Source organism: Monoglobus pectinilyticus (assembly GCF_002874775.1).
Lineage (GTDB): Bacteria > Bacillota > Clostridia > Monoglobales > Monoglobaceae > Monoglobus > Monoglobus pectinilyticus.
The window spans coordinates 2,505,084-2,520,980 of the sequence record NZ_CP020991.1; the positions used below are offsets into that span (position 1 = coordinate 2,505,084).

13 protein-coding genes and 1 other RNA gene are annotated in these 15,897 nt (G+C 38.8%); 9 read left to right on the plus strand and 5 right to left on the minus strand.

Annotated elements, in window-relative coordinates; translation table 11 throughout:
- The first annotated feature begins 162 nt into the window (after window positions 1-162).
- The 7 genes from recJ to B9O19_RS10550 all read left to right on the plus strand — a co-directional run bounded on the left by recJ (window position 163) and on the right by B9O19_RS10550 (window position 9,395).
- Window positions 163-1,875, plus strand: coding sequence for a single-stranded-DNA-specific exonuclease RecJ (gene recJ, locus B9O19_RS10520; RefSeq protein WP_102366371.1), 1,713 nt, complete (start codon window positions 163-165; stop codon window positions 1,873-1,875).
- Between the two features lie 118 nt (window positions 1,876-1,993).
- Window positions 1,994-4,183 carry a RelA/SpoT family protein gene (locus B9O19_RS10525; protein WP_102366372.1) on the plus strand — a complete coding sequence of 730 codons (2,190 nt, stop codon included), beginning with the start codon at window positions 1,994-1,996 and terminating at the stop codon, window positions 4,181-4,183.
- 23 nt (window positions 4,184-4,206) lie between these two features.
- Window positions 4,207-4,830, plus strand: coding sequence for an MBL fold metallo-hydrolase (locus tag B9O19_RS10530; RefSeq protein ID WP_102366373.1), 624 nt, complete (start codon window positions 4,207-4,209; stop codon window positions 4,828-4,830).
- A 15-nt stretch (window positions 4,831-4,845) separates the two neighbouring features.
- Window positions 4,846-6,030, plus strand: a complete 1,185-nt coding sequence (hemZ, locus tag B9O19_RS10535; RefSeq protein ID WP_102366374.1) for a coproporphyrinogen dehydrogenase HemZ — start codon at window positions 4,846-4,848, stop codon at window positions 6,028-6,030.
- Between the two features lie 194 nt (window positions 6,031-6,224).
- Window positions 6,225-7,619: an MATE family efflux transporter gene (locus tag B9O19_RS10540; protein ID WP_245863050.1), complete on the plus strand. Its 1,395-nt coding sequence runs from the start codon at window positions 6,225-6,227 to the stop codon at window positions 7,617-7,619.
- 146 nt (window positions 7,620-7,765) lie between these two features.
- Window positions 7,766-8,491 carry a tRNA threonylcarbamoyladenosine dehydratase gene (locus tag B9O19_RS10545; RefSeq protein ID WP_102366668.1) on the plus strand — a complete coding sequence of 242 codons (726 nt, stop codon included), beginning with the start codon at window positions 7,766-7,768 and terminating at the stop codon, window positions 8,489-8,491.
- On the plus strand, window positions 8,478-9,395 hold the full coding sequence (locus tag B9O19_RS10550) for an RluA family pseudouridine synthase (RefSeq protein WP_102366376.1): 918 nt from the start codon (window positions 8,478-8,480) through the stop codon (window positions 9,393-9,395). Before B9O19_RS10545 ends, B9O19_RS10550 begins: the two co-directional genes overlap by 14 nt.
- 961 nt (window positions 9,396-10,356) lie before the next feature.
- On the opposite strand, the gene B9O19_RS10560 is transcribed toward B9O19_RS10550, so the two are convergent.
- Window positions 10,357-10,569 (minus strand): helix-turn-helix domain-containing protein, encoded by a 213-nt coding sequence (locus tag B9O19_RS10560; RefSeq protein WP_102366378.1) that lies wholly within the window; start codon window positions 10,567-10,569, stop codon window positions 10,357-10,359.
- A gap of 120 nt (window positions 10,570-10,689) precedes the next feature.
- Between B9O19_RS10560 and B9O19_RS10565 the strand changes: the two genes are divergently transcribed.
- A complete protein-coding gene (locus B9O19_RS10565) occupies window positions 10,690-10,935 on the plus strand; it encodes an AbrB/MazE/SpoVT family DNA-binding domain-containing protein (protein WP_154058662.1) in 246 nt (81 codons plus the stop codon).
- 56 nt (window positions 10,936-10,991) lie between these two features.
- On the opposite strand, the gene B9O19_RS10570 is transcribed toward B9O19_RS10565, so the two are convergent.
- Entirely contained in the window at window positions 10,992-11,327 is a 336-nt protein-coding gene (locus tag B9O19_RS10570; RefSeq protein WP_102366380.1) for a hypothetical protein, read from the minus strand.
- A 165-nt stretch (window positions 11,328-11,492) separates the two neighbouring features.
- Here B9O19_RS10570 and B9O19_RS10575 point away from each other — a divergent pair, with 165 nt between their 5' ends.
- Complete coding sequence (locus B9O19_RS10575) at window positions 11,493-11,735, plus strand: AbrB/MazE/SpoVT family DNA-binding domain-containing protein (RefSeq protein ID WP_102366381.1); 243 nt, start codon at window positions 11,493-11,495, stop codon at window positions 11,733-11,735.
- 172 nt (window positions 11,736-11,907) lie between these two features.
- On the opposite strand, the gene B9O19_RS10580 is transcribed toward B9O19_RS10575, so the two are convergent.
- The 3 genes from B9O19_RS10580 to rnpB all read right to left on the minus strand — a co-directional run bounded on the left by B9O19_RS10580 (window position 11,908) and on the right by rnpB (window position 15,891).
- Complete coding sequence (locus tag B9O19_RS10580; RefSeq protein WP_245862929.1) at window positions 11,908-13,182, minus strand: hemolysin family protein; 1,275 nt, start codon at window positions 13,180-13,182, stop codon at window positions 11,908-11,910.
- 313 nt (window positions 13,183-13,495) lie between these two features.
- Window positions 13,496-15,436: an RCC1 domain-containing protein gene (locus B9O19_RS10585; protein ID WP_102366383.1), complete on the minus strand. Its 1,941-nt coding sequence runs from the start codon at window positions 15,434-15,436 to the stop codon at window positions 13,496-13,498.
- Between the two features lie 117 nt (window positions 15,437-15,553).
- Window positions 15,554-15,891: RNase P RNA component class A (gene rnpB / locus B9O19_RS10590), an RNA gene on the minus strand.
- Between the last annotated feature and the right edge of the window lie 6 nt (window positions 15,892-15,897).

Sequence of the window (15,897 nt, forward strand, 5' to 3'; positions counted from 1 at the left end):
CCGATTATCTGTAAAACAGTGATATAAAAGTATTATATTGACCAAATTCCTAAAATTTTTGTTTTTTGTAAAAAAATTGTTGTATTTTTTCGAAAGTAATGATAAAATATTGAAATGACTGTTTAAATTAGTAAACTAATTTTATTTAGGAGATAAATTTGTATGTTAAAGAAGAAATGGATACTTAAAGAATTTGATAAGGCAAGGGTGGTTGAAATTTCTAAGAATTTCAATATTTCACCTTTAACCGCGATTATCCTTTATAACCGTGGTATCCGTGAAGATGGGCAGATAAAAGATTTTCTTGCCCGTGACCTGAGCGGTATGCACGACCCATTCCTGATGAAGGATATGGATAAGGCTGTTGAAAGAATTCTTTTAGCTAAAAAGAATAATGAGAAAATCACTATTTATGGTGATTATGATGTTGATGGAATCACATCTATAGCGATTCTTTATAAGTATCTTAAAAACATGGGTTTGGAAGTGGGATTTTATGTTCCGGACAGAATGGTTGAAGGATACGGCGTAAACAGGGACGCTCTTGACAAGATAAAGGCTGACGGCACCGCTGTTATTATAACCGTGGATACCGGTATAACCGCCATTGAGGAAGCCGATTATGCTAAGTCTATTGGTATTGACTTTATAATAACCGACCATCATGAGTGTAAGGAAAGTATTCCTGACGTATATGCGGCTATCGACCCTAAGAGGAAAGACTGTGAGTATCCGTTTAAAAGTCTTGCCGGCGTTGGCGTTGTGTTTAAGCTTATACAGGCGCTTGACAGTTCTGAACCAATCGAAAATCTGATGGATGAATATGCGGACTTAATGTGTCTCGGCACGGTTGCTGATATTTCACCGCTTATAGACGAGAACCGTGTGATTGTAACCGAAGGATTAAAGAGATTTAAGACCACTAAAAATATAGGCTTAAAAGCGCTGATTGACGTGTCTACAAATGGCAAGGCAATCACAACCTCAACTATCGGATATACTATAGCTCCTAGAATCAATGCGAGCGGACGTTTGGGCTGTGCTTCCACAAGTGTGGAATTGTTCCTTACAGAAGATGAAGAGGAGGCGGCTAAGCTGGCTGATTCTCTCTGTCATGAAAACACGCTGAGACAGCAGACCGAGCAGAAGATGTTTAAAGAGGCGCTGGAATATATTGAACAGCATCCTGAAATTAAGGATGATGATATTTTGGTTATTCCTCATGAGAACTGGCACCATGGTATTGTCGGTATAGTTTCATCTAAGATTACCGAAAAATATTATAAACCGTCTATTTTGTTTGCGGTTGATGGAGATTCAGCAAAGGGCAGCGGCAGAAGTATTGCGGGATTTAATCTGTTTGGCGCTTTGGAAAACTGCAGCGGTCTTTTAGAAAAGTTCGGCGGTCATGAGTTGGCGGCAGGACTTACTATTAAGGCTGAGAATATTGAGGCTTTTAGAAAAAAGATTAACGAATATGCAAAGGGAAGAATTGAGGATATGACTCTTGTTCCTACTATATCTCTGGACGCTCAAATCAAGGTTCCTTATATAACGATAGATACTGTTCATGATATAAATAAGCTTCAGCCTTTTGGAGTAAACAACCCAACGCCGTCGTTTTCTGTCCGCAATATAAAGATTCACAGAATCAGTGTGATGAGCGAGGGCAAGCATCTGCGCATGACCCTTTATAAGGACGGAAAGTATTTGGATACCGTTGGTTTTGGAATGGGAGATTATTATAGTATGTTTAGAGAAGGCGACTATATTGACGTTGCTTTTGCTCTTGACATTAACGACTATAAAGGATTCCAAAATGTTCAGCTTATTTTGAAAGATATGAGAAAAACGGAGTTTAAAGACGCAAGATAAAAGAAATACTAATTATATAAATAAATATGGAATGAACCGGCTGTATCTTAGATGTATCGCGTTTAGCATACTTTTTTGATGAGACCGGTTCAAACTGCTATATGGCGAGTGATGAATTATGAAAGGTAACGAGCTTTCTACTCTTATAGAGTTAATAAGAAAATATAATAAAACAGGCGATTTGTCCATGGTGGAAAAGGCGTATAATTTTGCTGTCGAAAAGCATGACGGGCAGACAAGAAAATCCGGCGAGCCTTTTGTTAACCACCCGATTCAAGTCGCTTCAATAATTGCTGAAATGGAGTTTGATGTGGAGTCTATAGTTGCCGCGCTGCTTCATGACGTTGTGGAGGATACCGACTCCACCAGAGAGGATATAGTCCGAGAATTTGGGGAGACTGTGGCTCTGCTGGTTGACGGTGTTACAAAGCTTGATAAAATACCATACTCTTCTAAAGAGGAACAGCAGATTGAGACCTTGAGAAAAATGTTTTTCGCTATGGCGGAAGACGTTAGGGTGATAGTTATAAAGCTGGCCGACAGGCTTCATAATATGAGAACGATGAAATATATGCCTGAGGAGCGTCAAAGGGCAATATCAAGAGAGACTTTGGAGGTTTATGCCCCTCTGGCTCACAGGCTTGGTATGTCAAAGATAAAAATGGAGCTAGAGGACTTGTCGCTCAGGTATATAGACCCTATAGGATATTATGAGATAGTTGACAATATAGCTCAGAAGCGTGAAGAAAGAGAAAAGTATATCGGTGAGATTATCGAAATACTTCAAAAGAAGCTGGATGAACTTCATATAAAGGCTCATGTTGTAGGCAGGGCAAAGCATTTTTATAGTATATACCGCAAGATGTTTATGCAGAATAAAACTATTGACGAGCTTTATGACTTATTTGCGGTTCGTGTTATAGTTGATACAGTTTCAGACTGTTACGCGGTGCTGGGTATGGTTCATGAACTGTTCAAGCCGATGCCCGGCAGGTTTAAAGATTATATAGCTATGCCTAAGCCGAATATGTATCAGTCGCTTCATTCAACGCTTATTGGACCTAACGGCACCCCGTTTGAAATTCAAATCAGAACATGGGAAATGCACCAAATAGCTGAAAACGGTATCGCCGCTCACTGGAAGTATAAAGAGGGGAAAAGCGGTTCCAGTGATATGGATGATAAGCTGGAATGGATTAAAAATCTGCTGGAAATTCAAAAGGACAGCACTAGTCCTGAAGATTTTATGCACACCTTAAAAATTGATATGTTCAGCGACGAAGTGTTTGTCTTCACACCAAAGGGCGACGTTGTCAGTCTTCCTGCAGGCTCAACCCCAATTGACTTTGCCTATAGGATACACAGCGCAGTCGGCAATAGAATGACCGGTGCAAAAGTCAACGGAAAGATTGTGCCGCTTTCGCACGAGCTTAAAAATGGTGATTTTATTGATGTCATAACCAGTTCGGTTCCGCATGGACCGAAAATTGACTGGCTTAAAATCTGCAAGACGTCTCAGGCTAGAAACAAGATAAACCAATGGTTTAAAAAGGTAAACCGTGAGGAAAATATAGAAAAGGGAAAAGAGACTATAGAAAAGGAACTGTCTAAAAACAGTATTCCTGTCAAATATATAAATGATGAATCCTTTATTAGCCCGTTACTAAAGAAATACGGATTTAACGGTATAATGGATTTGTATGCGGCTGTGGGATACGGAAGCACAAATGCTAATCGATTTGTAACCAGGTTTCTGACCGAATGCAAAAATAAACAGCTTCAGGAAATGGAGCTTACTCCTGCAGAGCTCAATGTTCCGCTGAAGGTGAAGACCACGGCCAAACCCAATACAAGCGGCGTTGTGGTTGAGGGTATAGATAACTGCATGGTTAGGTTTTCACACTGCTGCAACCCGGTTCCGGGAGATAAAATAGTCGGTTATGTTACTCGCGGCAGAGGCGTTGCCGTTCATAGAGCGGACTGTCTGAATATGATACATGCCGCTGCGTCTGAGCAGGAGCGGAACAGATTGATTTCTGTTCATTGGGCAGGCGATACTCCGCCGTCTTCGTTCCAGTCGATGATTACGATAACCGCTTCAGACAGGGTTAATCTGCTGGTTGATATACTGACTGTTATAAACGATGCAAAAGCGCCTGTAACTAATGTTAACGCCAGAACCGGCAGAAACGATTTGGCTATAATAGAAATAACGACCGAAATTTCAAATACGAGTCAGCTTGACACTATAAAGAGGAAACTTAAAGCTCTCAGCGGAGTTATATCGGTCAGCAGGAGCAGACAGTAAATAAATATAAAGGATATGGTGCTATGATAATAAAAAGATTGATTTTAGGACCTGTTGCAACAAACTGTTATATTTTCTTGGATGAAGACAGCAAAGAGGCGGCGGTTATAGATCCGTCAGCCGACCATGAGTCTATTTTGAATTTAATAAAAGAAAATGGCTATAAGCTTAAAAAAATATTCCTGACCCATGGTCACTATGACCATATAGGAGGACTGTCCGGGTTATTAGAAGCGGAGCCTGAGGCTAAGGTTTACGCCCATGAAAAAAGCGCTGAGGTTCTTGGCGAGCCGCGCGTTAACCTATCCGGTGAGCTTGGCAGAAAAGAAGAAACTTTTAAGGCGGATATTGCGTTAAAAGACGGAGATATTATTCCGTTTGGAAAAGATGAGTTTAAAGTTATTTATACACCTGGTCATACAATAGACGGAATCTGTTTGGTTATAGACGGAAAAGTTTTCTGCGGCGATACCATATTTAGATTCAGCGTTGGCAGAACCGATTTCCCTACGGGGGATATGAGCCAGGAGGTTCAGTCGATTAAGACAAAGATAATGCCGTTTGATGACAGCGTTCGTCTGTATCCGGGACATGGGGAACCTACTACAGTTGGAGACGAGCGCCGCGGAAACCCATACTTGAGATAGGATTAGGAGCACATTATGTCAGAAATTACAGATGAAACAAAATCCCCTTGGGGAATATTGACGGGTATACGTCCGGCTAAAATTGCCACTAAGCTTCTTGACGAGGGCATGAGCGATGACGAGGTAATAAGTTATTTTATAAATGAGTGCGGTACCACATATGAAAAAGCGTCTCTTGCCTTAGAGGCGGCGAGAGCATTGCGTCCGATACGTGATGATATGTATCGAGACGGGGTGAGCATTTATATAGGTATACCGTTTTGCCCGAGCAGGTGTCTTTACTGCTCTTTTGTTACCAACGGCACAAAGCAGGCGGCGGCTCTTATGCCTGAGTATATAGAGGCGCTGAAAAAGGAGATAAAGTATACGGCTGATATAATAAGCCATAACGGAACCCCGGTTGAAACCGTATATATCGGCGGCGGAACTCCTACAACTCTTACGCCCAGGTTGCTTGAAGAGATGATAGACTGTCTCTATGACAATTGTGACCTTTCAAAAATGAAGGAATTCACTGTTGAGGCAGGTCGTCCTGATACCATAACGGAAGAAAAACTAAAGGTTTTAAAGAAGTATAATGTGGACAGGATAAGCATAAACCCACAGTCTATGAATGACAGCACACTTAAAATAATCGGCAGGGCACACAGCGCCGATGATATACGTGAAGCTATGAAAATGGCAAGGCACTGCGGATTTGATAATATAAACATGGACGTCATTGCAGGTCTGCCGGGTGAGGATATGGAAATGTTTAAGTATACCTTAAGCGAGGTTGAGAAGCTGGAACCCGAGGATACCACGGTACATACAATGAGTATAAAGCGGTCGTCAAGGCTGAATGAGTATTTGGACGAGTACGATTTGGCAAAAGGCGAGTTGGTTGCGGAAATGGTGTCATATGCCAGAAAGTATCTGGCGGAGAGAGGAAAGTTTCCGTATTATATGTACCGACAGAAAAATCAGCTTGGAAACCTGGAAAACGTCGGGTATTCAAAACCCGGGTTCGAGTCTCTCTATAATCTTTATATTATGGAGGAGATACAGACTATAATCTCTTTGGGCTGCGGCGGTGTGACCAAAACTGTTGACCTTGAGACAAACCGTATAGAGCGGATATTTAACGTTAAAGAAGCGAAGGACTATATTGAGCGCCTGGATGAAATGCTTCATAGAAAAGATGTTTTAAGACGAATATAAATTAATTGATAGGACTTGAAATAATGGAAAATAAAAATAACGAATCTATTGAAAACACAGAAAATAGCACTGAGAATATTGAGAGCACTGAATATACTGAGTCTGTTGAAACTACTGAAAACACTGAGAATACAGAAAATACAGAGCCGGCAAAAGGCGGACATGATTTGGGAACCGGCAGTATAGGAAAGCTTATGCTCAAAATGGCGATACCGACTATTATAGCGCAGATAATTAATATGCTGTATAATGTGGTTGACCGAATGTACATAGGTCATATTCCCGACGTGGGCGGAATAGCGCTGACCGGAGTTGGCGTAACATTTCCTATAATAGTTATCATAACGGCATTTTCAGCTTTGGTCGGAATGGGCGGAGCACCTCGCGCCGCTATAAGCATGGGTCAGGGAGATAATAAAACAGCTGAAAAAATCATGGGTAACTGTTTGACAACGCTGGTAATAATAGCGGTGATATTAACAGTTCTGACCTTGATTTTTGCGGAGCCTTTTATTTTGATGTTCGGCGGAAACCGGGACACAACTTTAAGCTACGGAATGAGTTACATCAGGATTTATGCGCTTGGAACTATCTTTGTCCAATGTGTTATGGGAATGAATGTGTTTATCACAACACAGGGCTTTTCTACAAAGGCAATGCTGACAATAGTAATCGGAGCGGTTATTAATATAATACTGGATCCGATTTTCATTTTCGGGTTCAATATGGGCGTCAGCGGAGCAGCTATTGCTACAGTTATTTCCCAGGCCGTTTCAGCGGTGTGGGTAATAAAGTTCTTGTCGGGTAAAAAGAGCGTTTTGAAAATAAGGAAATCCTGCCTGGGCTTTGATAAAAAAATTATGCTCCCGGTGCTGGCGCTGGGACTGTCGCCGTTTATAATGCAGTTTACCGAGAGTATTCTGACGGTCAGTTTTAATTTCTCGCTGGCTCAGTACGGCGGAGATATAGCGGTTGGGGCTATGACTATTCTAGCAACCGCAATGCAGTTCGCTATGATGCCGCTTCAGGGACTTACGCAGGGCGCGCAGCCTATAATTAGCTATAACTATGGAGCCGGCAACAAAAAGAGGGTTGAAAAAGCATTCGGATTATTGCTTTTGTTCTCGTTTATTTTTTCATTGTTATTCTGGTCGGTGTGTATGTTTGCCCCTCAATTCCTGGTAGGAATGTTCAGCAATGACCCGAATCTTGTTATGTTTGCTGAATGGGCGCTCAGGATTTATATAGCTTCTGTTTGTATTTTTGGTATACAAATAGCGTGTCAGCAGACGTTTATAGCATTAAACCAAGCCGGAGTTTCAATATTTTTGGCGCTGCTCAGAAAAATCGTTCTGCTTATACCGTTAATTTTTATACTGCCGAATATTATAACTCCCGGATTTGCCGGTATATTTACGCCGGATAATATTCCACCTCTTTTGGAAAGCGGAGGGAATATAGTAAAAGTTTTCGCGGTATTTTTAGCGGAGCCTATTTCAGACTTCTTGGCCGTGGTGTTTACCGCGCTGATGTTTGCTCTGAAGTTTAAAAAGATATTATCAGGCAATGAAAGATGTGAGAAAGTATAATGTCAGAAGAGATGCAAAGCACCGAGAATCAAGGAACTGAGAATCAAGGAACTGAGAATCAAGGAATTGAGAATCAAAGTATCAAGAATCAAAGTATCGAGAATCAAGGAACCAAGACTCAGGGAATCAAGATACAAAGAGAAGAGATGCAAAGAACCGAAATGCTGCTTGGATATGACGGGATTGAAAACCTTAAAAATGCAAAAGTGGCTCTGTTTGGGGTTGGCGGAGTTGGAGGATACACAGCCGAGGCGCTGGCCCGTTCAGGCGTTGGAAGCATAGATTTATATGACAGCGACCGGGTGTCGCTGAGCAATATAAACCGTCAAATAGCGGCGCTTCACAGCACTGTGGGAAAATACAAGGCTGATGTAATAAAAGAGCGTATACTCGATATAAACAGTTGTGCTGAGGTCAATGCCTATAAGGTGTTTTATCTTCCTGAAAATGCTGACGACTATCCGCTTGATAAATATGACTATGTTGTTGACGCTATAGACACCGTATCAGCCAAAATTGAACTGATATGCAGGTGTGACAGGATGGGTGTTCCTATAATAAGCGCCATGGGAGCCGGAAATAAACTTGACCCGACAGCTTTTAAGGTTGCGGATATATATTCGACTAAGATGTGTCCGCTGGCAAAAGTGATGCGCCGGGAACTTAAAAGCCGGGATATTAAGTCGCTGAAAGTGGTATATTCAGAGGAAAAGGCAAAGAAGCCGGAAATACAGTTGTATGACAGTGAAAATAATAAACCGGTTCCGGGAAGCGTCAGCTTTGTGCCGTCGGTTGCAGGTCTGATTATTGCAGGAGAGGTAATAAAAGATTTGGCGCTCAGAGCGAAAGAGGAAGAGTATGAAAACAGTTAAAATATCCAAAGCCGACAGCGGTATAAGGCTTGATAAATTTTTATTTAAGATAATGCCCGATGCACCTTCGGGCGTTATTTATAAGTCTCTGAGGAAAAAGCGGATAAAGGTAAACGGCAAAAGGACAACTGACGGTACCGTTCAGCTTGACGGCGGAGACGTATTGGAACTTTATATTAACGACGAATTTTTTGAAAAAGGCGCAGATAATGACGATAAGTGGTTAGGCTGTGACGGAAATATTTCTGTTGTATATACTGATGAAAATATAGTTGTAATGAACAAACCGTCAGGTATGAAGTCTCAGGACAGCGGCGATGATGCGGATTCGCTTGAAAGCGAGTTTCGGGCGTATTTATATAAGCGCGGCGAACTGGATTTAAACGGGACTTATCTTCCGTCGCTCTGCCATAGGATAGACAGAAACACTTCGGGATTAGTTATAGGCGCAAAAAATTTAAAGGCGCATAGGATAATAACCGAAAAGATTAAGACCAGGGAAATTAAGAAGTTTTACATCTGCCGGGCGGAGGGAAGAGTTACGCCTGAGAGCGGAAAACTTGAGGGATATATACTAAAGTGCGGAAACGATAGGGTAAAATTCAGTGAGAATCGGATTGACGGAGCGAAACCATCGGCGCTTAAATATAGAGTTATAAAATATGAGGGAAACGCGTCTGTTTTAGAAGTGGAGCTGCTAAGCGGCAGAACCCATCAAATCAGGGCAACGCTGGCTCATTACGGGCATCCGTTGGTTGGTGATAAAAAATATGGGGCAAAATCTGACGGCGGAGGAAAATATCAGAGCCTTTCCGCATATAAGCTGGTGTTTGGATTCAAGTCACAGTCAGGCGGTCTTGAATACTTAACCGGAAAAGAAATAAGCATTGAAGCCAATGTGTAATGATGTTTTTTTAATAAAAAGTAGTGGTTATTTAACATCGGCAGGTGTGACCACACTTTTTTAATTGTGTGTTATACATAATAAATTGTTTTGCCATTACCTGCAATATCGTTAATATGTATATTCAATGCAGACGCAGTCTGCCGTGTGAGGTGCGAAGCCGCGGAATAATATAGTATTTATTATTTTACTTATAAAAAACTATTTATATACTATGTATATGACCCCATATAAAAAATTTTATTATTACATAATAATGGTGTTTGAACCATTTCTTTTTCTCGCAAGAAAAAGAAACGCTTCACCAAAGAAAAAGTGCTTGCTCGCTTAGGTCGCCTGCGGCTCCAATGGGCGCTCGCCCCCGCTCATTTCACCATGAAGCATGGCTTCATGATGAAAAAAGCCTTGTAACTTTCCCGTTGACTTTGTAAACTACCGTGAAAATAGATATTCCGAGTTAGTATTAAGATAGATTTGAGCAAAAAGTAGGTACTAAATTAAAACGAATATAAAAAAATATAGAATAATTATAAAACTTATCAATAGATTAGAAAATAAATAATTAGTTTATATATTGAACACTACGTGTTCAGATGTTGGCTCACCTAACGAGGCGCATAAATGCGCCCTACCGAAGTTCACTGAAAAACCAGTTTTTTTATGAGTTAAATTAATAAGAACTCGGAAAATCTTTATTCACGGTAGTTCAAAAAGTCAACGGGAAAGTAACAAGGCTTTTTCATCTTGAAGCGCAGATTCAAGATGAAATTAGCGGGGGCGAGCGCCCCTTGGAGCCGTAGGCGACCTAAGCGAGCAAGCACTTTTTCTTTGGTGAAGCGTTTCTTTTTCTTGCTAGAAAAAGAAATGGTTCAAACACCTATTATAAGTAAAATAATATATATTATATGGGGTCATATACAAAGAAAATATAAAGTTTTTAAACCTTTATTATTAGTGTTATTTATTTTTTTTCAAATATTATTTTAATTTTATGGACTTTAGAGATTTTTCTTAAAGTGTTTATATTATATATAGTGTCTCCAGCTTCATAGCTTCTGATAGTTCTTTCTTTTAGACCTATGCTTTCGGCAAATTCTTTTTGAGTTAGCTCTGTCCATTCTCGTAATATTTTTATTATGTCTTTATTATCATAGTTACTTAAATTTATTTCCATGAAAATCCCCCTAAAGCAAAATTTATTATTGACAATTATATATTATTTTTGTATAATTTTAGCGAAAGCGTCATTCTAGATGACGGTGACAAAATAAATGATAAATTGAAAGGTAAAAATATGGAAATATTACAAATTAAAAGGTTAGTACAAAAACAAGGGAGAGTTACTATACCTAAAGAAATATGTGAAAAAATGGGTATTAAATCAGACATTGCATTAGTTTTTACAATGTTAGATGATAAAATAATTGTCACTAAAGAAAAAGAAAGCTGTGTTTTTTGTAATGATACAGAAAATCTCAGAAAATATAAAGAGATCCTAATTTGTCCAACTTGTATTAATAATATTAAAAATGATATATAATGTCTATGCGATACTAGTAAGAGGGATACTGATAAATAAAATTGTCAATGTATCCCTCATTTATGATAGTCATCTAATAAATTGCGAATTGCAATATTTACGAGCTTGTAAATACTAATACCATATTTGTCTTTTAGTTTATCCATACCAGCAATATTACTTTCTCTAATATTAATAGTATGTATAGTTGTTATCTCATTTTTAGGTTTTTCATAAAGTAAAACATTTTCTGTCTTAATTAAATATTCAATAGCGGTGTTTATTAAATCTGCAACTGTTGCTTGATATATTAATGTTAATTCTTCTAAACTTTCGTAAAGCGAGCTATCAATTTCATAATTTCGACGAAGTTTCTTTTCTCTTTTATTGTGTCTTGAATCTAAATAACTCATTTTGTCCTCCTTGATTAGATTATCTATATTTTACAAGATTTTTATACATTTAAGTAATTGTCTATAAATACAATATTTATGTTGTATATAAGTCTTGAAAAATTTAAATATTTTTGTTATACTTTTATTATTAGTTAATTAAATATAAGAGGAAGAGGGGCAAAAATGAAAATATTAGAGAATGTAAAAACTATTGATTCTTTAGGAAGAATAGTAATACCACAGGACATGAGGGACGAAATGCAAATTAGAAAAAAAGACGAAGTATCTATAATTATGAGAGGTGAAGAAATAAGAATCAGAAAGACAGAAAATTTCTGTATTGCATGTTGCGAAACCGAAAATCTTATAAAATACCAAAATAAATATATATGTCATGACTGTATAGCAAATATTAAAAAACTATAGTTAAGAAATAAATTTACAAAACCACACTTTATTATAAAAACTATCATAGCTGAAAGCGTAACAATATGATAAATAAAAAATCTGTGACGGAATAAAAACCGTCACAGATTCTATAAAACTATTTATATGATGACTTAACCTATATAATATATTTGTTATATTAAAATATAACTTACTTCACGTTTATTTCAATAACCTTTTTATTGTCTGTTTTTGACACAGTGATTGATAAACTTTCATATTCAAACGAATCTCCGTTTTGCGGAAGCCTCCCTAACTGCTCAGTTACCCAGCCTCCAACAGTAGCAGAGTCTGAACTCAGCTTGAGATTGTATTTCTTTTCAAACTTGTCTAAATCGGTCTTTCCCATAATTATAACCTCACCGCTTGGGAGCCGCTTAAACTCATCATCTTCTTGATATAAATCTCCCACAAGTTTTTCAAGCAGGTCGGTTATGGTTATAACCCCGTATGTTCCGCCGAATTCATCGGTTACGACAGCGAAATAATTGTGACTTTTTTTCATATTCTGCAAAAGTATGTCAGCTCTGATACTTTCGGGTACAGCATACGCGTTTACTACGGCTTTTTCCATTATTATATCTTTTGTAGGGTTTTTCAGTATAAAATACTTCCTGGCGTCTAATAACCCTATAATATTGTCAATGGTTTTATCGCATATCGGATAATATGAATGTTCCGAACCGGTGATTGTTTCATGCCATTTGTCAATACCGTCTTTAGTCCACAGCACATCGAGCTCGGTTCTGTGAGTTGCTATTTCGTCGGCGTGCATGTCGTCAAACTCAAACAGGTTTTGTATTATCTCATTTTCTTCATGGTCTATAACGCCTTTCTCACTTCCGGCGTTTGCCATCATTCTTATTTCGTCTTCCGTTATTTCTTCATCCTCCGCATTCGGGTCAATGCCCAGCAGTCTCAGGATAGAGTTTGTAGATGCGGTAAGCAGCCATACTATAGGCGCAAAAAGCTTTGAAATCACAGAAACTAAACCGGAGATTGCCAGCGCTATACTTTCAGATTTTCGCATCGCCAAACGTTTGGGAACAAGTTCGCCAAACACAAGTGTGAAAAATGATAATATTATTGTAATCAATACTACCGAAATAGTATCGAGTGTTTTTTCGGAAACAGGCAGGTTTAACTTCATTATTGCTGTTACAAGCATATCGGAAAAGTTGTCGGCGGCGAAGGCGCTTCCTAAAAATCCTGATAGTGTTATAGCGACTTGTATCGTGGCCAGAAAGCGTGCCGGCTGGTTTGTCAGCCTTGCCAGTCTGAGAGCGCGCTTGTCGCCGTCTCCGGCCAGTTTATCCAAACGGTTGCCGCTCATTGATATAACCGCTATTTCGGCGCAGGCAAATATGGCGTTCATGGCGATAAGCACTGCTTGTAAAATGATTTGTCCTGTTAAATTGCTGTTCAAAATTAAATCCTCCTTTTTTAATATAGTTATTTTGAACATATAAAATTTTGATTGTCTGCCGGTAAGAACTTAAAAACACAAAAGGACACAACCGTATCAATTATATCAATACGGATGTGTCCTATATTCATATTAAATTAATTAAATTACTACTGTCACTGTCGTCGTCTGACATTTATGTATATTCCTTTCCGGCAGATTATCAAGCACAATATAGCATATATAATTAAATTTGTCAATAACATTTTTATAAATTTTTTTAAATCTAGGATATAAAAATAATATGTACTAATTCAAATAATTATAACAAAATTTATTGCACAGGTTCATATACAGCGTCACATCGGGTAAAATCTGAGAATATAGTATTTTTGTATTCTCCGTTTACCATTGACCGGTAGTATGGTTTGCCGCGGTATAAGAGAGAACCGTCTGTTTTTATAATATATATAATCGAACTCCCTCCCGCAAAGTCTTTAACATCATCTGCGATTTTGACCATGTTTAGCACATTCTTTTCATCACTGCCGGTGAGAATGTGACCATATTCATTTTCTCCTGCTCCCCAAAGAGAACCGTCAGATTTTAACGCATAACAGACATTGTTTGCTGCCTTGACATTGATGAATCCGTCTCCCAGCTTGACAGGAGAGGTGTAGTTGTACATCGATGATAAATAATCATATGTCTCGAAACTGTATGTTTCAATATATCCCAGTTGTCCGCCGTAGCTTGCGCCGAATCCCCATAAGCTGCCGTCTTGCTTTATGTAGTAGTATGTGTTGCCGTCAGTCGCAACTGACATAGCATTGTCGGCACGCTTTACCGGAGCTGAGTAGTCCTTTTTGTCTATCCATTCGCTTCCCGGACCGGGCGCGCTTCTATATGTCCAAACGCTTCCGTCATTTTTTAGATAAATAACATAGCTTTGGCCGGAAAATTGTTTTACATTACTGTCTATTTTTTTATATCCGTATCCAACATCTTCCCAAAGTGTTCCGTCGGTATCAATGTAATTTTGGTATGAAGCGGAGACGGCGTTTTCAACAGTGCACACGTCTTCAGTATCATCATTCGATGTTTTTATATACAGTTTATTGTCTTTAGCCAGCAGCCAGTTTTCGCTGTAGTTTCCGTCAAGTATATTTCTTCGTCTGTATACGGCGTTTTTATATGAGTCAGTAGAAAACGGTGCGGTATATAAATTATCATTTTCATCTATTACAGATATTTCTGAATAATTGTTTGTTCCGAATCTGTCAAACTTGGGCAAATAATCGCATTTTGAAACATTTAAATCACCGTTGTTTATAACGCTAAGGTCTGAAACGTTTATACCATACAGATAGCTGCTGTCAATAACAGCGGAACGAATAAAACCATCGCGCCTGTCAATGGTTGAAGTGGTTGAATCGTTGACTGTAGGCCGAAAATGATATGTGCTGTATGAATGCTGGAATCCTAAATTATCACCAAGCTCCTTATTGCCGAATGTAATATATTCGTCTTTAGCAATATAACTTCCGATTGTGTATTCCTCGGTACCGGATTCATAATAAAATCCGTTTTCGGTGCCTTCAGTAAAATAGCCCAAATATTCCATGTCAGAAATTGTACCCGGAAATTCAGACATTACGCTCTTATCAAATCTTTTTCCTATACCGTGAGGAACACCGTTTTTGGTTTGTCCGTAATAAGTAATTCCGTTTCCCAATACAAGTTCGGTTTTATTTTCAGCGGTTTCAAAAGCATTATCCAATTGATACTTTACTGTGTTTAATTTAGCAAGACGGCTGTTGTCGTCGTATTCAACATAACCATATTTATTTAAAGCCGAAAGCTGTATCAGAGTTTTACCGTCTATATTACAGGCTTCGGTAAGTTCGCCGCTTAAATAAGTTTTTATATCGGTTGAATATACCTCTGCAATTTTAGTGTATAACGGAATATCAGACTTTAAAATGTTTATTTCATCTTTGCTTAGCGATGTTCGGTCGATGCTGTTGTTTTTCTCGATACTCAAAGTTCTGAGTTCATTGTTCCAATCCACATCAAAGCCGTAACCGCGCAAATCTTCCGCGCATATATAGGTATGGTCCTGATAATTGTATGACTTGATTGGCTGCTCGTCAATCAACGCTCCGATATCTGTAGTGTAGACGTCGCCGTTCTTCTCAAAGGCTGAAACAGGAGCGTTAACACAACTGCATAATAGAATTGTTAATATAATAACTATGGATATTATTTTTTTCATATTCATCACCTTATAATTAATAATAAAATTATTATAACATATAAAATACTGCTAGTCAAAATTGAAAGCTGTATACAAAAAAGACTGCGGTATAAACCACAGTCTTGATTTTTAAATTAATTGAGCATACAATAAGCCGAGTTCTGTCAATGATGATTATCTATCTCGAACGTGTGTCGCCACACGCCTCTAGCCACCAATCTCCGAAGATGCCGGGCCGGCTTAGCCTTCGATTCAGGTGTTGCTCCGAGTGGGGTTTACAGCATTGATAAGTCGCCATATCAATGGGTGAGCTCTTACCTCGCCTTTCCACCCTTACCTGTTTAAAACAGGCGGTATATTTCTGTTGCACTGTCCTTAGAGTCGCCTCCACAAGCCGTTAGCTTGCACTCTGCCCTATGGAGCTCGGACTTTCCTCACGGCCGATTAGGCCGCGCAACCATCTGGTATACTCAATAATT